At 43.3% G+C, this 25,383-nt stretch carries 27 protein-coding genes; 16 read left to right on the top strand and 11 right to left on the bottom strand.

Features of this window, described 5'->3' with window-relative positions; genetic code table 11:
• Nucleotides 1-120 precede the first annotated feature (120 nt).
• From ffh to C8D84_RS01905, 7 genes are all read left to right on the top strand, one after another.
• Nucleotides 121-1,686: a signal recognition particle protein gene (ffh, locus tag C8D84_RS01935; protein ID WP_109589590.1), complete on the top strand. Its 1,566-nt coding sequence runs from the start codon at nt 121-123 to the stop codon at nt 1,684-1,686.
• A 204-nt stretch (nt 1,687-1,890) separates the two neighbouring features.
• Nucleotides 1,891-2,574, top strand: coding sequence for a tRNA (adenosine(37)-N6)-threonylcarbamoyltransferase complex dimerization subunit type 1 TsaB (gene tsaB, locus C8D84_RS01930; RefSeq protein WP_109589656.1), 684 nt, complete (start codon nt 1,891-1,893; stop codon nt 2,572-2,574).
• Between the two features lie 96 nt (nt 2,575-2,670).
• Nucleotides 2,671-3,513 carry an undecaprenyl-diphosphate phosphatase gene (locus C8D84_RS01925; protein WP_109589588.1) on the top strand — a complete coding sequence of 281 codons (843 nt, stop codon included), beginning with the start codon at nt 2,671-2,673 and terminating at the stop codon, nt 3,511-3,513.
• A gap of 46 nt (nt 3,514-3,559) precedes the next feature.
• On the top strand, nt 3,560-4,480 hold the full coding sequence (locus C8D84_RS01920; protein WP_109589586.1) for a class I SAM-dependent methyltransferase: 921 nt from the start codon (nt 3,560-3,562) through the stop codon (nt 4,478-4,480).
• 145 nt (nt 4,481-4,625) lie between these two features.
• Nucleotides 4,626-4,868 carry a hypothetical protein gene (locus C8D84_RS01915; RefSeq protein WP_087815087.1) on the top strand — a complete coding sequence of 81 codons (243 nt, stop codon included), beginning with the start codon at nt 4,626-4,628 and terminating at the stop codon, nt 4,866-4,868.
• Nucleotides 4,869-4,975: 107 nt separating this feature from the next.
• The gene (gene ubiA / locus C8D84_RS01910) at nt 4,976-5,893 is read left to right on the top strand and encodes a 4-hydroxybenzoate octaprenyltransferase (protein WP_109589584.1); all 918 of its coding nucleotides are present in this window, start codon (nt 4,976-4,978) and stop codon (nt 5,891-5,893) included.
• Nucleotides 5,886-6,560, top strand: coding sequence for a DUF4112 domain-containing protein (locus tag C8D84_RS01905; RefSeq protein ID WP_109589582.1), 675 nt, complete (start codon nt 5,886-5,888; stop codon nt 6,558-6,560). The genes ubiA and C8D84_RS01905 overlap by 8 nt, the downstream gene beginning before the upstream one ends.
• Before the next feature lie 119 nt (nt 6,561-6,679).
• On the opposite strand, the gene C8D84_RS01900 is transcribed toward C8D84_RS01905, so the two are convergent.
• Complete coding sequence (locus tag C8D84_RS01900; protein WP_228244405.1) at nt 6,680-7,303, bottom strand: hypothetical protein; 624 nt, start codon at nt 7,301-7,303, stop codon at nt 6,680-6,682.
• 136 nt (nt 7,304-7,439) lie between these two features.
• Nucleotides 7,440-8,072, bottom strand: coding sequence for a hypothetical protein (locus tag C8D84_RS01895; protein WP_109589579.1), 633 nt, complete (start codon nt 8,070-8,072; stop codon nt 7,440-7,442).
• A gap of 195 nt (nt 8,073-8,267) precedes the next feature.
• Between C8D84_RS01895 and yiaA the strand changes: the two genes are divergently transcribed.
• Nucleotides 8,268-8,825, top strand: coding sequence for an inner membrane protein YiaA (gene yiaA / locus C8D84_RS01890; protein WP_211181227.1), 558 nt, complete (start codon nt 8,268-8,270; stop codon nt 8,823-8,825).
• A 17-nt stretch (nt 8,826-8,842) separates the two neighbouring features.
• Here the strand turns inward: yiaA and mnmD are convergent, their stop codons facing one another.
• From mnmD to ispZ, 4 genes are all read right to left on the bottom strand, one after another.
• The gene (gene mnmD / locus C8D84_RS01885; RefSeq protein ID WP_109589575.1) at nt 8,843-11,008 is read right to left on the bottom strand and encodes a tRNA (5-methylaminomethyl-2-thiouridine)(34)-methyltransferase MnmD; all 2,166 of its coding nucleotides are present in this window, start codon (nt 11,006-11,008) and stop codon (nt 8,843-8,845) included.
• Between the two features lie 44 nt (nt 11,009-11,052).
• Entirely contained in the window at nt 11,053-11,427 is a 375-nt protein-coding gene (locus C8D84_RS01880; protein ID WP_228244404.1) for a hypothetical protein, read from the bottom strand.
• A gap of 62 nt (nt 11,428-11,489) precedes the next feature.
• Entirely contained in the window at nt 11,490-11,819 is a 330-nt protein-coding gene (locus C8D84_RS01875) for a YciI family protein (protein ID WP_109589571.1), read from the bottom strand.
• A gap of 138 nt (nt 11,820-11,957) precedes the next feature.
• On the bottom strand, nt 11,958-12,509 hold the full coding sequence (ispZ, locus tag C8D84_RS01870) for a septation protein IspZ (RefSeq protein WP_045444273.1): 552 nt from the start codon (nt 12,507-12,509) through the stop codon (nt 11,958-11,960).
• 222 nt (nt 12,510-12,731) lie between these two features.
• On the opposite strand from ispZ, the gene C8D84_RS01865 reads away from it, so the two are divergent.
• Nucleotides 12,732-13,613, top strand: a complete 882-nt coding sequence (locus tag C8D84_RS01865) for a PHP domain-containing protein (RefSeq protein WP_109589570.1) — start codon at nt 12,732-12,734, stop codon at nt 13,611-13,613.
• 363 nt (nt 13,614-13,976) lie between these two features.
• Complete coding sequence (locus C8D84_RS01860) at nt 13,977-15,434, top strand: GGDEF domain-containing protein (protein ID WP_109589568.1); 1,458 nt, start codon at nt 13,977-13,979, stop codon at nt 15,432-15,434.
• A gap of 32 nt (nt 15,435-15,466) precedes the next feature.
• Here C8D84_RS01860 and truD read toward each other — a convergent pair whose 3' ends face one another.
• Nucleotides 15,467-16,723 (bottom strand): tRNA pseudouridine(13) synthase TruD, encoded by a 1,257-nt coding sequence (truD, locus tag C8D84_RS01855; RefSeq protein WP_407691863.1) that lies wholly within the window; start codon nt 16,721-16,723, stop codon nt 15,467-15,469.
• A gap of 266 nt (nt 16,724-16,989) precedes the next feature.
• Here truD and C8D84_RS01850 point away from each other — a divergent pair, with 266 nt between their 5' ends.
• Entirely contained in the window at nt 16,990-18,642 is a 1,653-nt protein-coding gene (locus C8D84_RS01850) for an FAD-dependent oxidoreductase (RefSeq protein WP_109589566.1), read from the top strand.
• Between the two features lie 90 nt (nt 18,643-18,732).
• Nucleotides 18,733-19,356 carry a GNAT family N-acetyltransferase gene (locus tag C8D84_RS01845; RefSeq protein WP_109589564.1) on the top strand — a complete coding sequence of 208 codons (624 nt, stop codon included), beginning with the start codon at nt 18,733-18,735 and terminating at the stop codon, nt 19,354-19,356.
• Nucleotides 19,357-19,386: 30 nt separating this feature from the next.
• Here the strand turns inward: C8D84_RS01845 and C8D84_RS01840 are convergent, their stop codons facing one another.
• Nucleotides 19,387-19,548 (bottom strand): hypothetical protein, encoded by a 162-nt coding sequence (locus C8D84_RS01840; protein WP_227676031.1) that lies wholly within the window; start codon nt 19,546-19,548, stop codon nt 19,387-19,389.
• Between the two features lie 247 nt (nt 19,549-19,795).
• Between C8D84_RS01840 and C8D84_RS01835 the strand changes: the two genes are divergently transcribed.
• Nucleotides 19,796-20,164, top strand: a complete 369-nt coding sequence (locus C8D84_RS01835; RefSeq protein ID WP_045454206.1) for a hypothetical protein — start codon at nt 19,796-19,798, stop codon at nt 20,162-20,164.
• Between the two features lie 47 nt (nt 20,165-20,211).
• Nucleotides 20,212-20,679 (top strand): DUF4870 domain-containing protein, encoded by a 468-nt coding sequence (locus C8D84_RS01830; protein WP_211181218.1) that lies wholly within the window; start codon nt 20,212-20,214, stop codon nt 20,677-20,679.
• Between the two features lie 118 nt (nt 20,680-20,797).
• Here the strand turns inward: C8D84_RS01830 and gorA are convergent, their stop codons facing one another.
• The 3 genes from gorA to C8D84_RS01815 form a co-directional block, all read right to left on the bottom strand.
• Nucleotides 20,798-22,153 (bottom strand): glutathione-disulfide reductase, encoded by a 1,356-nt coding sequence (gorA, locus tag C8D84_RS01825; RefSeq protein ID WP_109589562.1) that lies wholly within the window; start codon nt 22,151-22,153, stop codon nt 20,798-20,800.
• A gap of 210 nt (nt 22,154-22,363) precedes the next feature.
• On the bottom strand, nt 22,364-22,816 hold the full coding sequence (locus C8D84_RS01820; protein ID WP_010201359.1) for a threonine/serine exporter family protein: 453 nt from the start codon (nt 22,814-22,816) through the stop codon (nt 22,364-22,366).
• Nucleotide 22,817: 1 nt separating this feature from the next.
• Nucleotides 22,818-23,606, bottom strand: coding sequence for a threonine/serine exporter family protein (locus C8D84_RS01815; protein WP_109589560.1), 789 nt, complete (start codon nt 23,604-23,606; stop codon nt 22,818-22,820).
• Between the two features lie 526 nt (nt 23,607-24,132).
• Between C8D84_RS01815 and C8D84_RS01810 the strand changes: the two genes are divergently transcribed.
• Both C8D84_RS01810 and C8D84_RS01805 read left to right on the top strand, forming a co-directional pair.
• A complete protein-coding gene (locus C8D84_RS01810; RefSeq protein ID WP_109589558.1) occupies nt 24,133-24,987 on the top strand; it encodes a M48 family metallopeptidase in 855 nt (284 codons plus the stop codon).
• 95 nt (nt 24,988-25,082) lie between these two features.
• On the top strand, nt 25,083-25,331 hold the full coding sequence (locus C8D84_RS01805; RefSeq protein WP_407691867.1) for a DUF503 family protein: 249 nt from the start codon (nt 25,083-25,085) through the stop codon (nt 25,329-25,331).
• The last annotated feature ends 52 nt before the right edge of the window (nt 25,332-25,383 follow it).

The following is a 25,383-nucleotide window of genomic DNA, read 5'->3' as shown; positions in this document are numbered from 1 at the left end:
CCCTAATAATATTTATCCGCCATTTGAGCTGAAGCCAGTTTCACTAAGTATTGTTTTAAGTAAGCATTATTTTAAGTAAATATTGTTTTCACCAAGAATTATTTTAACTGAGAGTTATTTATGTTTGATACCTTAACAGAACGCTTATCGTCGAGCCTGCGCAATATCGTCGGTACTGGGCAGTTGACCGAAGACAACATCAAAGATACCCTGCGTGAAGTGCGTATGGCGCTACTAGAAGCCGACGTCGCGCTACCCGTCACCCGTGACTTTGTGAAGCGCGTCAAAGAGCAAGCGCTTGGCGCGGAAGTACTCAAAGAGTTAGCGCCAGGGCAAGCCTTTGTCAAAATCGTCCATGACGAACTGACCGAAATGATGGGCAGTGCCAATCAGCAGCTTGAGATGACGGGTAAGCCACCAGTTGTTTATTTACTGGCTGGTTTGCAAGGTGCAGGTAAAACCACGACTGCCGGTAAATTGGCGAAGTTTTTGCAAGAGCGCCATAAGAAAAAAGTGATGCTGGTATCCGCTGACGTCTATCGTCCAGCGGCGATTGCCCAGCTTGAGCAAGTGGCAGGTCAAGTGAATGCCAAGTTTGTTAATTCAAGTAGCGACGAAAACCCGATAGACATCGCGCTGCGTGCTATCGAAGAAGCAAAGATTCAGTACCAAGATATTTTGATTATTGATACCGCTGGTCGTCTGGCTATCGATGAGACTATGATGGCTGAGATTAAGGCGTTAACTGCAGCGGTCAATCCTTCTGAAACGCTATTTGTCGTCGATGCGATGACGGGTCAGGATGCGGCAAATACTGCCAAAGCCTTTAATGATGCGCTGCCATTAACGGGTGTCATCTTAACCAAGACTGACGGTGATGCTCGCGGCGGTGCGGCACTTTCCGTACGTGCGATTACTGGTAAGCCAATTAAGTTTTTAGGTCGCGGTGAAAAATTAGACGCGCTAGAGCTGTTCCATCCTGAACGTATCGCTCAACGTATTCTTGGTATGGGTGACGTCTTAAGCCTAGTCGAAGAAGTTGAACAAAAAATCGACCGTGATAAAGCCGAAAAAATGGCGAAAAAGATGCAAAAAGGCGGCGATTTCGACCTTGAGGATCTATTGACCCAATTCCAACAAATGAAAAGCATGGGCGGCATGGCAGGCTTCTTAGATAAGATGCCAGGTATGGGCGGCTCGGATATGCAAAAAGCAGTCGAAGATGCTAAGCCAGAAGAAAAAGTACGTGAGATGGAAGCGTTGATTAATTCGATGACGCCATTTGAGCGCAAAAATCCCGATAAAATTAACCCAAGCCGTAAGCGCCGTATTGCCGCAGGTTCGGGACGTGAGATTCAAGACGTCAATCGTTTGCTCAAACAACACAAGCAAATGGCAAAAATGATGAAAATGATCTCTAAGCCTGAAGGCATCAGTAAAATGATGAAATCGATGCAAGGGTTAATGGGTGGCGGCGGTGCTGGTGGCGGCGGTGCTGGTGGCGGCGGTGGCGGTCCTTTATTTGGTGGCGGCGGTCAGCAAGGCGGCGTCAAGGATGTGAATCCACAACAAATGGCTAAGCAGATGGGTCTGGATCCAAACAACATGCCAAGCACCGAAGAGATGCAAAAACAAATGCAGAAAATGCAGAATCAAGCGCCAAAAAAGTTTAAAACCCGTTTTTAATTGATAGATGCTTAGATTGCTATAGTATTGAATTCTTAATGAAAACCCCAAGGTGCAAGTCGCTTTGGGGTTTTTTATGTCTGTCATGTTCCCATAAATATTGATGGATTAAGTATGAAAGTTTAGAAATTAATAAAATTTGCCTATCCTAAATGCTATGATAGGCGCTGTTTTATAATGCTAAGTGAATAGGCCGAGGTTATGATGTTTTTAGCAATGGATACCGTGTTTGACCAGTGTTCGATCGCGATTTTAGATGCCAGTGGTCAAGTGCTATCGAGTCATACGGAGACGGGTAAACGCCAGCAAACCCAGCAAATTCTACCGATGATTGACGCCGCTTTGTCCGAGGCTAAGCTCAACCTTGCTGATTTACAAGCCTTGATATTTAACCGTGGTCCTGGTGCCTTTAGTGGCATACGGATTAATACGGCAGTAGTACAAGCATTGTCTGTCGCCCATGATATTCCTTGTGTAGGAGTCTCAAGCCTACAAGCGATTGCGCAAGCAGCGTATCAAAAATATGGTGTGACCGAAGTGTATAGCGCCCTTGATGCGCGTATGCAGCAAGTTTATTTTGGGCAATATGTGCTAATAGGCAACCTTATGCAGGCGGTTAAGCAAGAAAATGGCGAAGATACCGAGCAGTTGCTCGATTATGACAGCCAGACAGTGCTTAATATTCCCATTGCTGGTAATGGTGCGCCGTTATTAACATTACACGACGGTCAGATCATTCAGGCAGATATTCACCCTGACGCTACTGTGATAGGGCAGCTTGGTGTTGCTCAATTTATGGCGACAGGCGGCACAGAAGCCTCGCAAGCGTTACCAAAGTATCTGCGCAATCAAGCGTGGAAAACACTTAAAGAACAAGGTAAGGCGTAACCGTCATATTAATGCCAGCCATTATCAGCGCTATATAAAATATAAAAATACTCTAAAACGCTATTAGCCAATAGATCCATATTTAGGAAAGCCATCGTGGATATCATTTTATTAATTCAAGCTGTTATCATGGGTATCGTTGAAGGTATCACTGAATTTTTACCCATCTCTAGCACTGGCTACTTGATTTTATCAGCGGATTTGATGGGCTTTTGGACCAAAGAAAAAGTCGATTTATTTGTGGTAGTGGTGCAGCTTGGCGCTATCTTAGCGGTCATTTATGATTACTGGGACAGACTATGGCAAGCGCTTATGGGTCTGCTGACAGGCAAAGCTGAAGGCATGAGTAATCCACGCCAGCTAGGACTTAGCTTGATTGTGGCGACTATTCCAGTGATGATCGTTGGCTTCACCTTCGCTGATGAGATTAAATCATATTTATTTAATCCCATCGTCGTGGCAATTATGCTGATTATCGGTGGTTTATTGATATTCTATGTAGAAAATCGCCCTAAAACGATTATTGCGCAAGAAGCAGAAGACGTCAGTCTAAAAACAGCGTTGATGATTGGTCTGCTGCAATGTCTGGCATTGATACCGGGAACATCACGCTCAGGCGCGACAATTATCGGCGCGCTATGGCTCGGCGTCTCACGTAAAGCTTCCGCTGAATTTTCTTTCTTTTTGGGTATTCCAGTCATCGTGGGCGCGGCATTATTGGATTTGCTGAAGCATCATGATGTATTGACTAATAGCGAGGATTGGCTGGTATTAGGTATAGGTACGGTGGTGTCATTTATCGTCGCCTTACTCTGTATCCGTTTGCTAGTAGAATGGGTCAGTCGTCGTGATTTTAAAATCTTTGCGTGGTTACGCATTATTACTGGCATCATTGTATTAATAGCGGCTTGGGGTTTTGGTTATCAAATGGCAGGCTAGAGCCGATTGTAGGATGAGTCTATAAGCCGCGAATAGGAAAGTAGAGATGACCGCTTCACGCCAAGGGTTCAAAGAGAGTAGTAACATTATGCGCTGCCAACTATACTATGTCAGCGAGTCGCAGCATAGTCAGGTTGCAGATATACAAGCGTTAATAATTGCACATGAGCTGCCCATTATTTTACACCTTGAGCTGTTTACCGATAAGCTTAGTCAAAAACGTCGCCAGCAGTTAAGCCAGGCAGCTACCCAACCTATATTGTTGTTGGAAGAAAAAAATAAGCTGTCATGGCTGAGCGATGGGTTAAGCGTTGCACCAGAATGGGATAAGCTGCAACGCCGTGTGGTGAGCGCGGGGCGTAAGTCTGAGTTATTATTACAAGCAGTCAAAATCACATCTGACAGTCATGTTATCGATGCTACAGCAGGCTTTGGTCATGACAGTCTGATATTAGCCAGTACGGGCGCACAGGTCATTATGCTCGAGCAGCAGCCCTTGATGGCATTGTTATTGTTAGTAGAACAGCAGCGTATGAGTGGGCTAGCAAATTGGCAAAAGCTGATGAGCCGTCTGCATATTATCAATACCAATGCGCTTGGCTATTTTGCAACTCTAGCAGCGGATGCGATAGATGACACTAAAGAAATCGATAAGAAATTAATCGATGTGGTTTATCTGGATCCTATGTTTCCGGAAGACAGTTATCAAGATAGCAAAACGGGTAAAGGCGCTAAAGTAGGCAAGCATATGCAAGCCTTACACCAATTGGCTAGCCCACCAACGCTAGAACAAGAAGAACAGTTGCTACAAAGTGCGCAAGCAGTCGTCCGTCAAAAGGGACAAAACACAAACACACAGGGGCGCGTGGTCGTTAAGCGTCCGCAATTTGCGCCGTTACTTGCGCATCAACAACCAAGTGAGAGCTGGCATAACGAAGCCGTACGCTTTGATGGTTATTTTGTTTAATAGCCGTTTCTCATCATAATAAATGCGCCTAGCGATTGAACTTAGCTGTTGAACTAAGTTATTTGACTCAGTTATTGAGCTTAGAGCGCGCAGTTAGCAACTCCATACTTGTAAAATTAAGAGTGATTGGATTTAGGAGCAGGGAATGTCGACGTTAATTATTTGGATCATGGGTGCAGGGTTATTATTAATAAATATCATGTTGCGCACCCGAATATTAAGGCTAGAAGCTCGTTTAAAAGAGTTCAGTCGTCCTGAAGATTATGTGGCATTTTTGCGTCAACAAGCCGCACAAAAAGACAAAATCCCTGCTATTAAAGCTTTACGTAAACAATATCCTGAGCTGTCGCTCATCGAAGCAAATAAACTGTGGCAACAAATTCAGTAGCTCGCCAATGTATTAATAATTCAATGTAATAGCACTTAATATAAGAGCTGCCGAAAAAGTAGGCAAACACGCACAAAAAAACCTTCTATTAATGATAATAAAAAGCCATGACATTTAACGACAAACTACAAGCCTACTTGCAATTAACGCGCTTTGATAAACCCGTAGGTATAGAACTATTATTATGGCCAACGCTATGGGGCGTAATGCTGGCGGCGATGGGTCAAGCGCAACAGCAAGGGGCAATGGCAGGTCTGCCAAGCCTAAAGATATTTTTGATATTTGCACTGGGCGCGATTTTTATGCGGGCGGCAGGTTGCGCGATTAATGATTTTGCCGATCGTAAGGTCGATGGTCATGTGACGCGCACCAAAGGACGTCCATTAGCTGATGGGCGTCTGTCTGCTAAAGAAGCAATCGCTGCTTTTTTAGTATTGGTATTACTCAGTGCCAGTTTGCTATTCTTTTTGCCGATAGCCGTATTTTACTGGTCGCTTGGCGCAGTGTTATTGGCATTCATTTATCCATTTATGAAGCGTTTTACCCATTTGCCGCAGGTGTTTTTAGCAGCGGCTTTTGGTTGGGCGATACCGATGGCGTATGTGGCGATACAAGGCGCGCCTGATATCTGGTGTTGGTTGTTGTTTATTGCTTATATGTGTTGGACCGTGGCTTATGATACCCAATATGCTATGGCTGACCGTGAAGATGATTTAAAAATTGGGGTCAAATCAACGGCGATATTATTTGGTCGCTATGATGTGATTATTATCTCGCTGTTACAAACATTGTTTTTGCTTATTATGGGCGCGACCATTTGGCATTACTTTGCACCGACAAGCTTAGGCCTGACGCCAGTATTTGGCTTGGCGTTAGTGGCGATGATGTTTGCTAAGCAAAATAGCGCTTGTGCTACTCGTAATGCAAGAGCCTGTTTTCAGGCGTTTTTAGCCAATATATGGGTAGGGCGTTACGTCTTTGCTCTCATCGCAATCGCTTGCCTATGGACGACTTTTAATGGATAACTTCAAAAAGCTTTCAAAGTCAAAAGCGAAAAAATCTTCTGATGCCAATGTACCTGTTATCGATTATCAAGCAAAGCTAGCTGAGCATGGGCTAACACGCGAACAAGTGATCGCCACCGAGCGTAAATTGGCTAAGTTTGCTAATACGATGGATTCGCTGGTACGTGTGCCTTTTACCAAACAAGGCATGGGTGCAGATGCGGCGCTTTCAACGATTCCGCTGGCAGGAGATTTAGCGGGACTGGCTTTAACCAGCTATGCTTTTGTATTAGGGCGTCAGTTGGGCGTGCCAGCGCATAAAATGACGCCTGCGGTCAGACTGGCACTCATTGATATGGTCGTTGGTATCGTACCGGGTATTGGCACGCTGCTCGATATTTTTATTCGCCCCAGTCGTAAGACTTTAGGCATCGTGCATGAGCATCTGCACAATGAATATGGCATTACTGAAACGATGCACATGGATCGGCCGTTTTTGCATCAATCGCTAGAAGATAAGCAGCGTAGTCGTTTTGGCGCTTTTTGGCACAATCCTATCATTGCGTGGTTGTATTTGCACATTCCTGATCTGTTGGGATTGATCGTTATTGTAGTGGTTGGTTGGGGACTGTGGGCAGTAATCAGTTGGCTGGTCAGTCTGTTTGGCAAGGTAACTGGATTTGGCTAGAGAAAAGTTAATAGCATTAAAAAGGCGGCAAATATCATAAATATTTGCTGCCTTTTTAATGCTCAAGAGATTTCTTTTATGTAACTTTTTAAAGGTGCTAAGCTGTATTTTTTAATCAATTACTCAGTGATGACTTCTGCTTCGGCACTGACTGCATCAAAGCTAGTAATTTTGTTATTTTGGACAAGGTCGATAGTACCACCACCAGCATGACTGACCAGTTGGATGCTGCCATCGCTTGATCGATAAGTTGGGTTATTGCCTTGGCCTTCTGGCGCACTTAGTGTCATTTTTGGTTTGTTCGGTAGGCTAACGATAGCGTTGAGTACGCCTGCTGCTGAGGTTTCAAAAACGACCAAGAGTGATTCACCAGCCGCATTTTTATAACGGACATCAGTAATTTGCGCGCCTTTAATAGCTTGTTCTGGATTTGGTGCTGGGGCAGTATTGTTTGCTGTCGAGTCTGTTGCACCAAGGTCATTCTCTAGCTCAGTTAAGCTTACATCTTGTTCTGAACTTACTTCAGGATTTGCGATATCATCACCGTTATTAGCGGTCGTATCAACATTAATATTGGTAGTCACGGGTGTGGTTTGTACTGCCGCTTCAGAGATTGTTTCGTTATCTGTCTCAGGCTCTGGTGTTTTTTGGCAAGCACTCAATAGTGAGAGACTTAAAAAAATAGCAGAAATTGCCTGAAAATAGGGCTTTGATTTTGCAATTGTAAGAGCATCGATTTTCATGATAATACGGCTATCCATTGGCAGAGTTTTTGTTTAAAGTATAGTGAACGACGTAGACTTATTTATCCCTCACAGTCAAATATGACCGTCATTTGCTATTGTTATCAATTTCTTGCTTACTATCTACAGGCATTACTTATTTCAGTTTTAGGTTGTCGGCTGCCATACCGCTTTCTTTATACACGTCATCTAAGTATCGACGGCTGGCAAGTAGCTTGTCTACAACGCCACTTTGGCTTTGAATATTGAGCTTTTGAGAAAAGTCTAAAATCGAGTTTAATTGATCTAATACCATGTCATAGCTGGTATTTTGTTTGTCGGTATCGATAATGACTGTTTTGGCATAATGTTGATCGAGGCTAAGGTAGTCGTCCATCAATTCTGGAACACGTGTGGTGATGAGTTTATTGAGGGTAAATAGCTGTGATTCAGTGATTTCTTCATGATGGGTGGACTCATATTGTTGTCCAATATCATCCATCACAGATCGAAACGCCTTAGGTACTTGCTCGTCATAAAGTAGCTTGATAAAAGGATGTCGAGCTGAAAAATTAATCATGCTGAGCCCGTTAGCTCGCTCATGATTTACCTCGTTGTTTACAGTCATATCTGCTTTAGACTGGGTAGCGACAAGATTTGCAGAAGCCAAGTATTCTTGATGCCGCTGTATAGAAGCAATCTGTGTGTGCTTAGACTTTTCTTTCATCACAAAAAATATTGGCACAATAACAATTAGGCTAAGCAAAATGAGTAAGGTAAAAAAAGACATGTCGGGACTCTGTCATAAAAAATGCTATTTATTAAAAAAAAGTTTTTAGATTACAATATAACATGCTTGTGTTATGTTAAGGCAAAATAGCGGTCGATAAAAGTTGTATCTCGCTACTGTTTATCTCGCTATTATGTATCTTACCACTATATATTTTACGACTAAGTGCTTGCCTATTTCTAATTAAGGAAGATGATGAATAATGACACGATTACTAAGAATCAGCTAGCCGCTTATAAACCAACTACTGCTTATGTCGGGACTTCTTGGGCGGTGATGTTGGTGGGTGTCCTAGCGTATTTACTTGGCTTATGGAATGCACAGAGTATGTTATTAAATGAAAAAGGCTATTATATAGCGGTGCTGGCGCTAGGTCTTTATTCAGCAATTAGTTTGCAAAAAACCCTTCGTGATCGTAGTGAAGGTATCCCAACAACCAATATGTATTATCTAATCAGCTGGGCGGCTCTTGGGTTGTCCATTGCACTAATCGCTATTGGTTTGATGAATGCGGGAAGTTTAAGCTTAAGTGAAAAAGGCTTTTATATGATGGCATTTACCATGAGTTTATTTGCTGCAGTGACCATCCAAAAAAACACCCGTGACGAAGCACAGATTCGCACTTTAACTGCACCAATGATTACGACTGACACTCAAAGTAGTACTAAAATTGGTCATCAAGAGTCCCGCGACTCTGACACTGGAAAATCACTTTTTGGTGCAGTTAAATCTAGAATGGAAGGCAGTGATTAAACCTTTGACTAAAAATTTCAAGTAAGCGGTGTTTGTAAACGCGTACGATTTGGCGACAGGCGCGTAAGCATCGCTGTTGATAAGGGGGGAAATGCTCCTAACATCATATCTGTTAACGCTTCAGCACATATTGGTGCAATGGCATACCCCTTAGCTCCCATGGCACTCATTACCCAAGTTCGTTTACTGTCTGCTAACGCTCCAACGATAGGATGATAATCAGGCGTTTGCGTGCGAATCCCCGCCCGTCCTTGCCACAAACTAATATCTGTTGGAATAATCGAGTCCATCTCGGGAATGGCAGTCACTAGTTTGTCGCGGCTAATCTGATGCTCTTCTGTGCGGATATCTATGTCAGTATCATTACGTATAAAGCTTGCGCCTAATAAAAACTGAGATTGCTGTTCTACAACATCGTTCAATTGTGCATCGCCTGTTTGCGCGGTAAATAACGCACAGTAACCGCTGTATTTAAGCGGTATTTTGGGCAATATGGTGAGCTGCTCGGTTGTGGGCGTAAACCAAGAAAGCTGACCACGAATTTTACGACAATCAAAAATACGCTTGTCCAGTTGATGACTCTCAAAAGCTGCGCAAATGACCACGTTATCAGCGCTAATGGATATCGTCTGCTTATCCTGATTATTGCCTTTGATACAAACACTTTCTTCTGTTTCGCTAATACTCTTAACGTCTACTTGCTGAAAGTGGATGAGCGGATGCATTAGGATAGTATCTTTTAGTGCTTGTGGATTGACCAAGCCAGACTGCGGTAAATACAAATTCTCTGATAAATCTTGTGTTTTTAACCCGCTGACAGTTTGCGCCTGCTCATGGGATAGTGTGGTGGCCATCTCATCGGGATAATCAGCGATTTGCTCTGTGCCAATATTGGCTTTCATAAGTAGATCAAGAGCGCCCGTTGGTTCAAGTATTGGCACTAATCCTGATTTTTTAGCGTCTACATTTAAGCATCGATATAGCCTGCTGCTATAGAGATAGCCTATGGTATGCAAATGTTCATCGACATGATGAATGGGCGTCATCTTGGGGGCAAGTAGGGCGCGAGGGTTGCCTGATGCGCCTGCCAAAGGTGCTGATTTATCTAGCAAAGTAACTGGAATACCACGATTGGCCAGTGACCAAGCCGTTAATAGCCCCGAAACGCCAGCGCCAATGACAATGCTATGGGCGGGCAGGTTATCAGTGGGTTTGGCAGATTGGCTATCGTTGTCGGGCGCGGCGGTGCTAGTATTATTGTAAGAGATTATGTCTTTACTATTTATGTCTTTACTATTGTTGCCATTATTATTGTCAGTTAAATTTACGGTATCCAGCATGATCGCCGTTAGCATTTCGTTCTTACGACCAAAGCCTTTCACTTTTTTGATCTGAAAGCCACAATCTTGCAGCGCACGTTTGACGATACCGGCACAGCTATAGGTGGCGGCAGTTGTATTGGGGCGTGATAAACGCTGCATTTGTGCAAAAATACTATCCGCCCACAAGGTACTATTGCAAGAGGGCGCAAAACCATCTAAAAACCAAGCGTCAACATAAGGTACATGCGAGCTAGAAGAGTTACTTGATAGTTTGGTTAAGCTCTCAGCTGCGTCACCCAACCATATATCAACGGTCAAATTATCATCAAAGAAACTCAAACGATGACAGCCCGCGATAAGAGGCGGATAGGCCGCTAATAATAGCTCTATTAGTGTTGTCAATTCAGGCGCGCGCTGTCCCCATAAGGCAAGTATTTGGGTAAGGTCGGTACGAGGTATCGGGAACTTTTCAGTGCTAATAAAATGCAGTTTTGCAGTTGCTAATTGAGGGTGTATATCCCGCAGCTGTCGCCATAGCTGCCAAGTCGCTAAGAGGTTCAACCCAGTACCAAAGCCCAATTCAGCAATCGTAAAGCATTGATTTGGCGCAAGATTGGTCAGTCGTTCAGGCAGTTGATTGTGCGCCAAAAACACATGACGCGATTCCGCTAGACCATCAGCATTTGAGAAGTAAACATCACCAAACTCACCCGATACAGGCACTTTATTACCCGTATCATCCATCTGCCAATCAATCTTGGCAGGGGTGATATTTGATGAGTGAATGCTTAGTGACTGAGTGTTTTTGGAGGGTGTCGACGATGTATCAGTATCTTTTGATTCGAACGTGGATTTAGACATAGACAGTCACATAAGATAAATCAATAAAAAGCGCGTGGTACTAGTTACCAGCGTTCACGGCGGACAAACACCAACCAAGAAACAAAAATACCAACCAGCAAGCTAATTAACACAGTAAATGCACCGTATAAAAAAAGCTGACCTTTGCTCTCGTAGACCAAAACATTCACTTGAGTTTGCAAGTCATTCAACTCGCGCTGCAACTGTGCATTACGGCTTAATAGCTGCTGATTGGCATCGGATAACGCCTTATCAGATGGTTGTAATTGCGCCGCCAATGTATCGCTGATATTCATCACTGAGTTTTTTGTTGGTTGAGCGGTCGATATTGATTGAGCTGGCACGGGTGTCGTGAGTGTTGGATCAGCCACATCGATAGCTGTCACCGTCGGCGCAGCCTGTGCTGAAACAGTAGCCATAAAAATCATACTAACAATGCTGCGCTGATAAGAGCGACTTTTTAACAAAGATAGGCACTGAATCACGATTTTGCTACTTTAACTGATGCGCTGTCATCCGCTTTTGGCAATGTATGGATAAAGGGTTTGATATCTACGTGACTGTACACGCCATCACGTAAGTAAGGCTCATCGTTTGCCCATGATTGCGCTGCTTCTGCAGAGTCAAAGTCAGCAATGATTAGGCTGCCTGACATCTCGCCTTTGCCATGCTCGATAGGTGTTGGACCAGCGATAATCAGTCTATTGTCATGATCTAAAGCTTGCAAGCGTTCGACATGTTCAGCGCGGGTAATCTGACGTTGTGCGCTGCTATTGGCCACGTCATGACCAATAATGGCAAATAAGGACATGAGACTTCCTCGATTAATAAAAATTATGATTAATTTAAAGTGTTTTGCTTAATGTGCCCGAGCTAATTGCGATTAATGATTGTCGCTATTGGCATTTAGAAATAGCATTGGCTCTATTATAAAATGATAAATTGAGTATCATTTGACGGTTTTATCGGTGAGCGCAGGGTTGAGGTGCTTTTTTAATACGGCAAACTGGGCGATGACGAATACCAGCATAATCGGAATCCAGCCATAAGTTTTAAAGTTAATCCATGCCTCATCTGACATCGTAAACGCTGTGATATAATGCAGTATGCCCATAAAGGCGAAGAATAGTGCCCAAGCGAGAGTGAGTTTTTTCCAACCACTCATCGTCAGCAAAAAAACATCTTTCATCGCCAGTTGCATCAGTGGCTTATTAATCGCAGCACTGACTAAAAGTGTTAGTGCAAAGATACCGTTGATAATAGGTGACTTCCAACGCAGATAGATATCATCACGCAATAATAAAGTACCACCACAAAACAAAATGGTTAATAGTAAGACAACCCATTGCTGTTTATCAAACGTGCCTTTTTGGCGAATAAAATGAATGGCATAAACGATGATGGTGGCGATGAGTAACGCACCTGCCCCCGCTAGGATACCACTGTAGCGAGCAGCAATAAAAAAGGCAATTAAGGGAATAAAGTCTAATAAAGCTTTCATAGCAAAAGGGATGTCCGACAAAAACGTATGGGGTAGTTTACACGTCTACTGCGCCAAAAAAAAGCAATCAACACGATAATCATGCTATATCACGGGCCTGCGTAGCAATACCTGATGATTATGACTCATAATCATGACAACTGCCAAATATAACGGCTTATTGCCAATGTGCTCATTTTTTTATTTTCTACACTTTTAATTTTTAATGCTAAGGCTTCTCTTATGAAATTCGATTTACATTGTCACAGCACTTGCTCTGATGGCACTTATGCACCAACGGAAGTAGTGCAGCGTGCCCATGCGGCCGGCGTCAATGTATTGGCATTGACCGATCACGATACGCTGGCAGGAATTGATGAGGCGCGTGCGGCTGCCATTGCCTGCGATATGCAGCTGATTAATGGGGTCGAGATAAGCTGTGAGCACACACTTATTGGTGGTTATGGCAAAAATAAATCAACCAATAAAATTATCCATGTGCTGGGGCTAGATTTTACCGATCGCGAAAAAATGCATGCAACGCTGCAACAATTACAGGATAGCCGTGCCACGCGTGGTCAACGAATCACTGAAAAGCTCAGTGAGCTATTAGATATTAACTATGATGAGTTGTGGCAAGCCGTACTTGATAAAGCTGGCGGCAATCCACAAGCGGTCGGGCGCGCGCATATTGGTCAAGTATTGTTTGAGCGCGGTGAAGTCAAGACGGTACAAAAAGCCTTTGATAAGTATTTGGCAGATAATAAGCCTGCTTATGTGGCGATTGATGCACTGAGTATGGCTGACGGCATTGAGCTGATCCATGCTTGTGGTGGCAAGGCGGTGTTGGCGCATCCCACGCGTTATCAGCTTTCAGCAACACGAGTCCGTAAACTGATTGAAGAGTTTGCTGGTCTTGGTGGCGATGCTTGTGAGCTGCCGTCGAATAGCGAACCGGTTAGTACTCGCAGAATGGTCGATCGCAGTATCGCTGCTCACAATCTTGTCGCCTCGATCGGTAGTGACTTTCATGGTAGCAATATGCCGTGGCGTCGTTTGGGTGATGTACCGACAATGAACCCTGATCAGCAGGGAGTTTGGCAGTCTTTTGCAATGTTTTCTTAGCCGAAAATTCATTGCTGAATACAGTTTTGGAATGTTGACTCAGCTCAAACATCAATTGACAGGTTATCCAAAAAACATGCGTCATATATTGACGCATGCAGGCATGAAATAGATTGATAACTGCGACAGAAATTGCCACACTAGATAAGTGGGATTCATTTTCAAAAATGAAATTGTCGGGGTTAACTCCTATTTAGTTTACAAAATGTAGTACCGACACTCGCATTCTTATCTACTTAAGTTTTTGGGAATGGTATAAGGTAAAAAGTCATACTATTTATTATTGTTGATTCAGGCTTTTGATTTTTATTTAATGGTTTTAATGTCGACTTAATAACTTTCAATATTTGCGGTAGCCCTACTATGGCTGTATCGATATCTCATCTAGGCTACACCAAGCTATCTCAAGCAATTTTTGAGTGGCAAGCTGCTGATAAAACGTCATTACTGGCTTTATTTATGGTGATGGAGGTATCTTTACACTGGCTATGGTGCTTATTTGTTTGGTGGCGCCGCGATATTTATGACACCTATGTCGATATAGCCCTGCTGTATCCACTATGGTTCGGCGTGACACTGGTAGCTTTGTTTTTATTATGGATGACCAGTCGTTTTTCACCTGTCAAAAAAGCCAATAGCAATTTGTATAAGTGGCAAGGCATACTAATTACGGTCTATAGTGCCTATATTGCAATGGTTATTTTAGTTTTGGGACATAGTAGCTTGGTCGCGGGCGTCTCTTTAGTCGGCGGTGCGATACTGGGGATGATGCTTATACGTCGGCGTTATGTATGGAGAGCATTTTTAGGACATGCAGCCGTCATTCTAGCAGTCACATTTATTCCTTATCTTGGCGTTACTTTACCCAATCTGCGTCAAATGACGCTCACGGTCATTCCTCTTGATACCTATTATAGTTATATCAATTATAGTGAAATTACGACAATCGAAAACGCCATCTCTGCCTCTATTTTTCAAAATGGCACACTAAACTGGGACAGTGTTGATCAATTGCGCCGATCTTCCGCTTTTTTTTGGCGTTCTACACATATTTATATGGCGCTACCAAAAGCTATTTTTATTATCTATATGTTTCGTACTTTGTTACTAATATTGGATGACAGTAAAAAGGAAATTCTGCAGCATGCCAATCAAGATGAGCTAACTCAACTCAAAAGTCGCCGTTACGGGATGATGCAAATGAAGCAGGTGCTGAAGTCAGTAGAAGACCATCAAGATATCAGCGTTATTTTATTGGATTTGGATTGGTTTAAAGAAGTCAATGACAGTTACGGCCATGAGATTGGGGATCGAGTATTGGTGGAGGTCGCGCAGACGCTCTTGCAGTCTTTAACTGATGAAACAATCGTGAGTCGCTATGGCGGTGAGGAGTTTTTGATTGTATTGCCAGATACGAAGCACGACACAGCTATGATAATTGCTGAACAATTACGGCGTGTTATCGCCAAACACGTCATCATTCTCGATGACGATACAACCTTTAGTGTGACTGCCAGCTTGGGGCTATATACACTGACCCATGGTGAGCGTAATTGTATAAAACAAGCCTGCGAAACTCTGAATAAAAAGGATGCATCGCAGTCGCTTGCTAAACCGCAGAGAATCCCCTCGTATAGTAGCAAACGCGTTAATCGTAAAATTCCCGCAGTGCAGCTACCTCATGATATTTGCCAGCGCTTAATTTGTATGGCAGATAAGGCTTTGTATGAAGCCAAAGGCCGTGGCCGTGATCAAGTGGTGAGTGCCAACGAGATGTTGGCAGCAAAAAATAATAATATTGAAGCGCTTTATGGCACATAGCTGGCTGCCATAGTCGAAGGGTCAACTACGCTTTAGTGTATTAATTGTTTTACTAAGCTTGCCAAAACACTGGTGGCAAAGCTACCTGTCGTTAACGTAAAGCTCAGCACCAATGTTTGTTCATTATCTTTATCCTGCCATTCCCAAGACAGCGCTTCAATAGGTAGGCGCAGCGCGCGGCGCTGTGCTTTTACATCGCGCTGCTCTAAACCATTGGCTAGGCGAGCCAGTAGCGGATTTTGCTGAATCACATTTTTCTCAATATTTGCCGCCATGCCACTGACTTTATCATTATCCTTGCCCCATAATGCAGCAGTGGGATGGATATCACCCGTCTCAAGGCGTGCACGCAACGTGTCGTCTATGGCTTCGCTAGTAAATATTGATCCTGAACCCTCTAAGTTAAACACTTCGCCTGCCAGCCCAGTATTCCAGCTGCCATCATGCACTCGTACTGCCAATATCTCATTGAAAATTAAGCTACGTGCGGCAGACAGCTCCATTGTATTCTGCTCACGTGGCGCGTGCTTGCGTTTGCTCTTTTTGGGTTGTGGTCGACTTTGCTGTAGTGGACGCGCAAACAGCGATAATGCTTCTCTAATATTATTGCCATTTCGTCCAAAACGCTGAGGGCCAAAATAATTGGGCACGCCAGCTATAGCGATGCTTGATAAATGCTGCTCGACATCTTGCTTCGCCGACAATAATTGCTCAGGTGCTGGCAATGCTGTATCAAAATCAGAAAATTGGATATCACGCAAGGTAATAATGAATTGATTGGCGCGATGCGTGCCGCGATTGAGCTTTTTGTTGTGCCATTGCTGGTCGATGATCGTGACCGATTCATTGCCTCCGATATCGACTGGTGCAAACTCAGCAGCTGGCAGTTGTTTTTTTGGGATTCGCAAGCTAAACCACTGGGTTGTCAATGCATGGCGATCTTTAAGACCTGAATAACCAACATCACGCAGAGGAATCTCTGCCCACTCTGACAGCAGTTTGGCAAGATAAGCGGTATTCATCCCTAATTTTTGGATATGCAGCCATAAATGCTCACCTTCACCGGTGAATTCGAGCGGCAATAGCTCATTAACGATAAAGTCTGTTGCGTTGGCTTTATAGGTCGCTTGCTGTACAGGTGGTTGAAGAGGCTGCGGTAACTGCGCAGTATCCGTCGCTGCGGTAATATCGATACTTGCCATATTAAACTGCTCATTATTAAATTGATTGTTTTCAAGAGCGGATTGAGGGCTAGCATTAATATCGGTCATGTCATCACGAGAAGTCATAAAGTTATCTTTTATGTTGAGGATAAGATTTAAAAAAATAGGTAAGCATAGGGATTAACAGTTAACGATTACGTTTTGCAACGCAGGAAACATACAAAAAAACAGCGTGTGCGAAAGTGTCTTGCTACTATCAATGGATATCGTTTTAAAAAAGCATTTAAATAAACGTATCGAGAATGGTGTTTTTCGTTGAAACTGGCTGATGCGATAGGGCTATTTTCAACACGTTTGATTCAGGGAACCATTATAACTGTTAAGGAAGACTTATGACCAATGCAACGATTGACACAGTGACTATTAATAAGGCCGATATTGCCAGTGGCGGTATGAAATCGTACAAGCAAGATGATGATAGTATCATTTTAATCACCCGCGACGAAGATGAGTTTCAGGCATTCGATGGCAAATGCCCGCACGCAGGCGCAGATTTAGGCACAGGCTTACGTTGTGGCAATCGAGTGGTCTGTCCTTGGCATCATGCGACTTTTGATAGCCGTGATGGGACGCTATTAGAGCCAGTCGCGACAGCAGGCTTGACTCAATATGAAGTGACCGATAACGGCGACAGCTTGACGGTGAATACCTCAGCCAAGATAGCCAAACAGATTGCAAATGATAAGCTTATCGATACGCATACGCTCATCGTGGGTGGTGGCGCAGCAGGTTTTATGACAGCGCATCAGCTGCGTAACACTGGCTATGGTGGCAAAATTACCTTAATTAGTGCTGATGATAAAGCTCCTTATAATCGTCCATTATTGTCCAAAGCATTTTTAGCGGGCAATATGCCTGAAGAGAAGCTTCTACTAGGCGGTGCAGATTGGGCGAGCAAACACGATATTGATTTGCGCTTGAATCAGACCGTCAGCGAAGTATTGCCCAATGAACGTACCATTATCATTAAAGATAAAAATGGTCGTAGTGACAGACAAACTGCTGATTTTTTAGTGGTTGCAACAGGCGCTGAGCCAAAGATTCCTCCCTTTAAAGGGGCTGAGCTTGATGGCGTTTATACGCTGCGTAGTATGGATGATGCCAAATTGATAAAAGCGGCCAGTCATGACCAGCGTGTAGTGATTGTAGGTACTGGCTTTATCGGTATGGAGGTCGCTTCCGCATTGGCACAAGCAGGCACGACGGCTTCTATTACCGTCATCGGACAAGAGCATCGGGTAATGGGAAATATCGTCTCAGAAACCGTCAGTAATGCGCTGATCAAGCTGCATGAAGAAAATGGCATTCAGTTTGTCTTTGATGCCAGGGTCAATGAAATCACTGAGGTCAAAAGGATTGTTAATCCGTCTGAGAATGAAGAAGAAAACCAAACCTTTTCACAAGTGGGCGGTGTCACGCTGGCGAATGGTGAGCAAGTTGATGCAGACATCGTGATTTTGGGGACTGGCGTAGCACCACGTATAGAACTATTTGAAGAAGTAAACGCGCCAGATGGCTTGCAAGTGGATGAGCATTTACAGCTACGTGAAAGGGTTTATGCATTGGGTGATATTGCAAAAGCTTCTGGGCAAATGGGGCGCATGCGCATTGAACATTGGCGCGTGGCCTTGCAACATGGCTTAGTGACTGCGGCTGCGATACTAAATGATGATAGTGTCAGCTCGCTCGCCGCGCGCATCCCGTTCTTTTGGACGATGCAATATGGCAAAAGCCTACGCTATAGTGGGCATGCGAAGACACCCGATAATAATATATTGTTTGGTTCACCAGATACGTTAGATTATATCGAATACTACTTTGATGATGATGGGGAAGACACACGTGCTAGTGCGGCTAGCACTTTAGGGCGTGATAAAGAATTGGTTGCCTTTTCTGAACTGCTCCGCCGTGGTCATGCGCCAACGCGTGCACAGCTTCAGGCAGGATTTAATATTATCGACCAAGCACTGGCCTTATCGCCCTAGTACTCAAGATGGATACATATTACTATTAAGGCTGACCTATCGATTTGGGTCAGTTTTTTTAATACAAACAAGGAAAGGAAAAATTATAATATGAATAAAAAACATCTAGATGAAAATAACTTGGAGAGAGAGTCTGTGTTTTTACGACAAGCGCAAGCCGATGATATTAGTGCACTTGAGCAATTATTAAATCGCTGTTATCGCGAGACCGCAGGTTGGACCAATGAGGCTGATTTGATTGGTGGTATTCGAACCACGTCAGCCGAGCTCGCTGCCGTGATTAATGACCCTAATCACTATTACTTTGTCTATCCAAAAACGACAACGGGCGACCGTGATGGAAAGGAAACGGGTGAGATACTCGGTTGTATCGCTGTCGATATCAAAACCGATGCTAACTCAAACAACAAAGCCTATATCGGTATGTTTGCGGTAGATCCAGAGTTGCAGGGGCATGGCGTTGGTAATATTATTTTGCAAGCAGCAGAAACCTTTGCTACTCGTCATCTACAGTCAGACGGGCAAGCAGCAGCTAAAAAAACTGCACGTTTGACCATGTCTATTTTAAGTCATCGTCCTGAGCTATTGGCTTACTATCAGCGCCGAGGTTATGAGCTAAATGGTAATAAAATGCCATTTCCAAATGACGGCAATAATGGCGAGCCAAAGCGTGAAGATTTAGAATTATTGGAGTTGGAAAAAATAGTTCATTAAAGAATATTGAATGTTTAAAGGCTGATTTTATCAACCCCAAAAATGACCAAAGGTCATAAATAGCCCAACACTTAGCAGTATAAATGCCACGATAATTAAGCGCTTGAACCAGTTAAAAGCGGGCAAGCGCGTGGCATTGTCATCAGACATCAGATAAGCAAACAAAAACAACAAACTTGCTGCCAAGGTCATAATTCCCAGACCAATCGGTAATATAAAAAAGTACACCTGCCACACAGTTATCTCGCAACGGTTTTGAATACCACATCATAGCAGTATCGTGAATGCACTGTCAGTATACACCGCACGTTAATTCCTTCATCTCATTAGATTATTAAAGCTATTCATCATAAATCCAAACTTGTACTCTAAAATTAAGTTGGGTATTTAGAAGTAATTCTGTATAGTGAAGTAACATTATAGACACATTGAGATTGAGATGACTAATCTGAAAAAACTGGCAGTCATAGCATTACTAACACCGCTATTTGTCGCATGCTCTAATGCACCTTCTGAAAGCACAGTTGAAGCGTTAATCGAGGCACAATACGAGCAAGCCAATAGTATGATGGACGATGCGATGGCGAACGCAGGCAATGATGAGATGGCAAAGGCGATGAGCGGCATGATGGAGGGTATGATGCCAAAGCTTGAGCGCGTCGAAAATATCAACTGTGACACTGTCGAGGGCGACAATACTTATATGTGCACCGCTGATATCACTCAGACAATCGCGGGGGAAAGCCGCACTAACAAGACCAATTTCAAGGTTTATCAAGTGAACGATGAATGGGTATTAGGTAATTAAAGCAGAGCTTAATATTTAAATAATTTTATAAAGGAATATATCCAGACATGCCTAATAGTACGCAACAACCCCACGTAAATATCAATAAAGACGCTAGTAATAACGATATTAATAATGTTCAAGCAAGCAGCCATAGAACAGATATGCAAGCTGCTAGTACCAAGCAGGACTCTACAAACATAGCTCTCCTAAACTGGTTAGGCTGTTTGTTCTTTGGATTTATTCCACCACTCATTATTATGCTAGTCAAAAAAGATGATGCTTATGTGCAAACACAAGCTAAAGAGGCGCTGAACTGGTCGATCACTTTCGTTATCGGCTATATTGGCTTATGGATTGTGGCAATGATACTTGGCTTTATTCTAGCCTTTATATTTGCGCCTTTAGCGATGATTCCAATGCTAGCGCTGGTATTATTTGGCTTCTCGCACTTAGTGTTTTGCGTAATGGGGGTAATCAAGTGCTCTTCTGGTAAAGATTTTAGAGTGCCTTTTAATATTCGTCTGATCAAGTAACATCAATTTAGTGGTTAACGTTAAAAAAATATACTGATATAAAACAACCCCATAAGTTGTTTACCACTTATGGGGTTGTTTTATAGAATAGGCTTTCTATTAATACTACCTACTCAAATTAACGCATTGTCACAAATTCTTCTGAGCCAGTTGGATGAATGGCAACGGTATTGTCAAAGTCCGCTTTAGTCGCGCCCATTTTGATCGCGACCGCAAAGCCCTGAATCATCTCATCAACACCAAAGCCAAGACCGTGTAGACCAATGACTTTTTCCTCATCGCCCAAGCATACCAGTTTCATCATACACTTCTGACGATGCTGGGTCACCGCGCTATACATAGAGGTAAAGGTCGATTTATAACATTTGATATTTTCTTTGCCATAGCGCTCAACCGCGTCGATTTCAGACAAACCAATCGTACCAATAGCAGGGTGGGTAAAGATCACCGTCGGTATCAACGTATAGTCCAAATGCTCATTAGGCTTGTTGTTAAACAAGCGCTCTGAAAGACGACGACCTGCTGCAATCGCCACGGGTGTTAAATCCACACTGTTTTCGATAATATCGCCGACCGCATAGATGTTCTTAACATTGGTGTTCTGGAATTTATCGACTTTGATTTTGCCAATTTCGTTCGTTTCCACACCCGTCACTTGCAGGTTGATATTGTCTGTCGATGGCGCACGACCAATCGCCCAAATCAAACAATCTGTCGTGTCTAGGCTGCCATTTTCGGTACACAAAGTCAGGCTGCCATCTTCGTTTTTATTGACTTCCGTGAGCGTAGTATTGGTATGCAATTGAATACCGTCTTGCTCCATCTCTATCAGCAACGCCTCTACTACACTGTGGTCAAATGAGCGCAGCGGCGAGTGCTGGCGTACATACAAATGCACCTCAGCGCCCAAACTGTTTAACACACCTGCAATTTCAACAGCGATATATCCAGCTCCCACAATTGCCACGCGTTTTGGCAAATGATTCAACGCAAAAAAGCCATCAGAATCGATACCGTATTCTGCGCCCTTGATATCTGGCTGAATCGGGTGACCGCCGGTGGCAATCAAAATATGGTCAGCGGTAATCAGCTCGCCATTCACTTCTACGGTATTGGTATCGACAAATTTGGCAAAGCCTTTGATCACTTCTACGCCATTTTTGGCCAAGTTATTATCATAAGAGCGATGAATATTTTCGATATATTGTTGACGGCTCTGTACCAGTTTTTGAAAGTCAAAACCTTTAACATCCACATTAAATCCATAGTCTGGCGCATATTTATGAATAGCTTCAGCGATTTGCGCGCCATACCACATCACTTTTTTGGGAACGCAGCCCAAATTCACACAAGTGCCGCCCAATTGATTGGCTTCGATAACGGCGCATTTTTTGCCATAACTAGCCGCACGGTTGATTGAAGCAATGCCGCCGCTACCGCCGCCAATGGCGATATAATCATAATGTTTTGTCATATTAAGTCTCTTTATTCAGGACGTATTGATGCGTATTGGTACAATTTTGCCGTCTATTATTTTTTAATTCTGTTGTTTTGAACTCTATTGTAATGGGTATCATTATTAATCTTACAAGGTTTTGCTTACGAGGATGTACCAGCTAGCATCAGAATATAAAAGCATTTAGGCAAAAATAGCCTGACATTTAATAATCCCATCTAAACTTACTTAAACAATGGCACGTCGTCTATAAAATAACAGTCCCGGAATGGATAAGCCAAGCACCAATCCTGAGGTGACAAATAATGCTTCAAACAAGTACACCATCATTTGGCTAAATAACTCGTCTGAAAAACCAAAATAACCAATCTGCACCATACTGACCATCGCTTTATAAGCGGCGATACCGGGCATCATACAAATGACACTAGGCGAGATAAGTGCTTTGGGTGGTAAGGTATATTTCTTAGAAAAATACACGCCCAAAAAGCTGGCAAGCATTGCCCCAAAAAAGCTGGCAACCACGAGATGTACATGTTGATAAACGAGAGCAGTCTTTAATCCGAAGCCAAAAGCAGTCATCAACAAACAAGGCAAAATATAGCGTTTGGGTACGCTGAACATCAGCGTCCAACCAAGGGTAATAATACATGAAAGCACAACAGTTTCAATGAACCACATCTCAAAACCCCCAATGCTGTATGCGAAGTAAAACCAGCGCCATCACGATACCAACGCACGCGGATAAGGTGAGCATATAGGTAAACACCGCACGCCCAACGCCAATATTGACATAGCCTTTTAAGATATCTGAGAACGAGTTAATCAAAGGAAAGCTGGGCACCAGTAGCAGCACGCTAGAGGCAACCGCAATATCGGCATTATTACCGATATCAAAATAGTAGGTCGTCGCTCCAATTAAAGAAGCAATAAAGGCCGTCACAATGACGGTGATAAAAGGATTAAAGTGATGCTTGGACAGATAAATACGGGTAAACATCGCTACCATACCCGCAATAAATGTCACGGCGGTAATTGACCAACTACCACCATTTAGATACGCAAACGCTGCGCAAGACGCACCAACAAATATGCCCACTAGCCACGTTGGGTATACGGTCTTATCTAACTCATCAAAGGCAAGGGTAGTGCGGTCAGTCAAATCGGTACTGTCTACGATGGCTTCGGTTCTATTGACGATTTGCTGAATTTGTACCAATAAATTGACATTGATGCTCTGATTAATCGTGTCTCTGGTGGTGGTAATACAGCGCTCGTCACAGATGGTCGTCAGGGTGATGGCATTAAAGTTCAGCGAACATTCGACGCTGTTCATCCCCAAAGCAAGACCCAAGCGTTTGGATAAGTCCACGACTACGGCAGACTCAGCGCCATACTGCATGAGGAGTAAGCCGCAGCGCACGCATAGTCGAGTAATGCGTTGCTGCTTTACGTAGCTGATAGAGGTCATGGTGAGACACGCAGGTTGGTTGGTATCGATACGCTATTATAAAGGGTCTGGGAGCAGCTGCGCAGACATTATCGGACATTATGTTTGATGCTACGATAAATTATAAAATTTTTTGGCAAAGAGAAAATAGAACGTACGGTAGATGCGTGGGTGATGAATTTGATTCGAGCGTTTATTTAGGTGGGATCTATTGCAGGATGCTCTCTGAGCAGAGAGTCTAATTAAAAGAATAAAGTTGTAGGCGTCAAATGGAGGTTGGCTGGGGCTTGTGATATCAAACAAATAGTAGATTATAAAATTAATAGACTTTTGTTTTCTATAGTGATAATCTCTTCCTCGATAATCTAGACACATTACTTACATGATAATTACATATTGATTGAATTTTAGTTACGTCATCAATCATATGTGCTCTCAATTAATGTGTGGCAAGACATGAATTTCGATCGTGGAATTTTAAGTCTATCAATTCATTGCCTTTAGCTTAGCTATTTAACTTAATTGTATCTCTCAACCAGGACGTCTAATGACCACTTTTAATAACATAAAAAATGCTCTATTGCTGACTACTATCACTACTTTAGTAGGGTGTACTACGGTCGCCGATATGGCAGGGTACGATACGGCTACATTAAATACCGATGCGGCTAAAAGTTACTCTCAAGTGGTCTCTAAAGCCAGTAGTCAAGGCGCGGTAGATAATACTTCTGCTACCGCCATTCGAGTTAAAAACGTCTTTAATCGTATGAAGCCCTACGCCGTTCGCGCTAATACAACAGGCGTTCCTTTTGATTGGCAGGTCACGGTTATACGTTCACCTGAATTAAACGCTTGGGCAATGCCGGGTGGTAAGATGGCTTTTTATACCGGTATTGTAGAAAAGCTACAGTTAACAGATGCAGAGATCGCTGCGATCATGGGACACGAAATGACCCATGCGTTATCTGAGCACAGTAAAAAAGATGCTGGGCAAAAAATTCTGACAGGCTTAGCGCTGCAGTTAGGTGGTGCCGAACTACAGTCAAGAACAGGGTTAAGTGATGATGCGTTGGGTTTGATTAGTGACTACGGACTTGATAAGCCGTTTTCTCGTAGTCAGGAGTCACAAGCCGATGCGGGTGGTTTACGCTTAATGGCGCAGGCAGGCTACAATCCAGAAGCTGCCGTTGCAGTATGGCAAAAAATGGAGGCTGCCAATGGTCGTAGCAACACCATAGCTACTTTAATGTCTACCCATCCAAACTCTGGGCAGCGTATCGCTAAAATTCAGGCACTCTTACCTGAGGTTACGCCAGTTTATCAAGCGGCTGCTAAAGCACCTGCTAACGCAACTAGTGGGGCAACGACTGGGGTAACTACTAGAACCATTAAACGTAAATAACTCAGTAACCATTCTCAAAAGTAAATGTTATCAAAAAAGGTAAGTCAAAAGACTTACCTTTTTTTGCAGAAAAATGTTGGAAATTGGCTGGTTTGATTTTTATCTTACTTTGTGATTTTGGATGTCGCGAGCTGCGCCCGATTCAACCTACAGGCTTTGGCAATACGCCAAGCATTGCGGTCTGTGAGAGTGGCGAGCGTGATCGTCATGATGCCGGCGAGTGGACGTTTGTAATAGTCGGGCTATCTAAACGTGAGGTTGAATCTCAATGTAGCCAAATGGAAGAGAAGATAGAACGCATTGTAGATGCGCGGATAATGAATGTTGAAAGAGAGTTTATTTAATTGAGAGCGTTTTTGTAGGTAGCTAATCCCACTTTTCTTCTAATCCATGAGT

It is taken from the genome of Psychrobacter immobilis, from assembly GCF_003148585.1.
In the GTDB taxonomy this organism is placed as follows: Bacteria; Pseudomonadota; Gammaproteobacteria; order Pseudomonadales; family Moraxellaceae; genus Psychrobacter; species Psychrobacter immobilis.
Note: the sequence above shows the minus strand (reverse complement) of the source record. Positions and strands in the feature narration are given on the sequence as shown.

What these genes read in the sequence shown, in the direction of transcription:
- C8D84_RS01810 (WP_109589558.1), top strand. Translation starts at nt 24,133, where the DNA reads ATGACCACTTTTAATAACATAAAAAATGCTCTATTGCTGACTACTATC.
- ffh (WP_109589590.1), top strand. Translation starts at nt 121, where the DNA reads ATGTTTGATACCTTAACAGAACGCTTATCGTCGAGCCTGCGCAATATC.
- yiaA (WP_211181227.1), top strand. Translation starts at nt 8,268, where the DNA reads ATGAATAATGACACGATTACTAAGAATCAGCTAGCCGCTTATAAACCA.
- gorA (WP_109589562.1), bottom strand. Translation starts at nt 22,153, where the DNA reads ATGACAAAACATTATGATTATATCGCCATTGGCGGCGGTAGCGGCGGC.
- C8D84_RS01895 (WP_109589579.1), bottom strand. Translation starts at nt 8,072, where the DNA reads ATGTCTTTTTTTACCTTACTCATTTTGCTTAGCCTAATTGTTATTGTG.
- mnmD (WP_109589575.1), bottom strand. Translation starts at nt 11,008, where the DNA reads ATGTCTAAATCCACGTTCGAATCAAAAGATACTGATACATCGTCGACA.
- C8D84_RS01865 (WP_109589570.1), top strand. Translation starts at nt 12,732, where the DNA reads ATGAAATTCGATTTACATTGTCACAGCACTTGCTCTGATGGCACTTAT.
- C8D84_RS01920 (WP_109589586.1), top strand. Translation starts at nt 3,560, where the DNA reads ATGACCGCTTCACGCCAAGGGTTCAAAGAGAGTAGTAACATTATGCGC.
- ispZ (WP_045444273.1), bottom strand. Translation starts at nt 12,509, where the DNA reads ATGAAAGCTTTATTAGACTTTATTCCCTTAATTGCCTTTTTTATTGCT.
- C8D84_RS01830 (WP_211181218.1), top strand. Translation starts at nt 20,212, where the DNA reads ATGCCTAATAGTACGCAACAACCCCACGTAAATATCAATAAAGACGCT.
- tsaB (WP_109589656.1), top strand. Translation starts at nt 1,891, where the DNA reads ATGTTTTTAGCAATGGATACCGTGTTTGACCAGTGTTCGATCGCGATT.
- C8D84_RS01820 (WP_010201359.1), bottom strand. Translation starts at nt 22,816, where the DNA reads ATGTGGTTCATTGAAACTGTTGTGCTTTCATGTATTATTACCCTTGGT.
- C8D84_RS01900 (WP_228244405.1), bottom strand. Translation starts at nt 7,303, where the DNA reads ATGAAAATCGATGCTCTTACAATTGCAAAATCAAAGCCCTATTTTCAG.
- C8D84_RS01875 (WP_109589571.1), bottom strand. Translation starts at nt 11,819, where the DNA reads ATGTCCTTATTTGCCATTATTGGTCATGACGTGGCCAATAGCAGCGCA.
- C8D84_RS01850 (WP_109589566.1), top strand. Translation starts at nt 16,990, where the DNA reads ATGACCAATGCAACGATTGACACAGTGACTATTAATAAGGCCGATATT.
- C8D84_RS01905 (WP_109589582.1), top strand. Translation starts at nt 5,886, where the DNA reads ATGGATAACTTCAAAAAGCTTTCAAAGTCAAAAGCGAAAAAATCTTCT.
- C8D84_RS01815 (WP_109589560.1), bottom strand. Translation starts at nt 23,606, where the DNA reads ATGACCTCTATCAGCTACGTAAAGCAGCAACGCATTACTCGACTATGC.
- C8D84_RS01840 (WP_227676031.1), bottom strand. Translation starts at nt 19,548, where the DNA reads ATGACCTTGGCAGCAAGTTTGTTGTTTTTGTTTGCTTATCTGATGTCT.
- C8D84_RS01915 (WP_087815087.1), top strand. Translation starts at nt 4,626, where the DNA reads ATGTCGACGTTAATTATTTGGATCATGGGTGCAGGGTTATTATTAATA.
- C8D84_RS01860 (WP_109589568.1), top strand. Translation starts at nt 13,977, where the DNA reads ATGGCTGTATCGATATCTCATCTAGGCTACACCAAGCTATCTCAAGCA.
- C8D84_RS01880 (WP_228244404.1), bottom strand. Translation starts at nt 11,427, where the DNA reads ATGGCTACTGTTTCAGCACAGGCTGCGCCGACGGTGACAGCTATCGAT.
- C8D84_RS01845 (WP_109589564.1), top strand. Translation starts at nt 18,733, where the DNA reads ATGAATAAAAAACATCTAGATGAAAATAACTTGGAGAGAGAGTCTGTG.
- ubiA (WP_109589584.1), top strand. Translation starts at nt 4,976, where the DNA reads ATGACATTTAACGACAAACTACAAGCCTACTTGCAATTAACGCGCTTT.
- C8D84_RS01835 (WP_045454206.1), top strand. Translation starts at nt 19,796, where the DNA reads ATGACTAATCTGAAAAAACTGGCAGTCATAGCATTACTAACACCGCTA.
- truD (WP_407691863.1), bottom strand. Translation starts at nt 16,723, where the DNA reads ATGACTTCTCGTGATGACATGACCGATATTAATGCTAGCCCTCAATCC.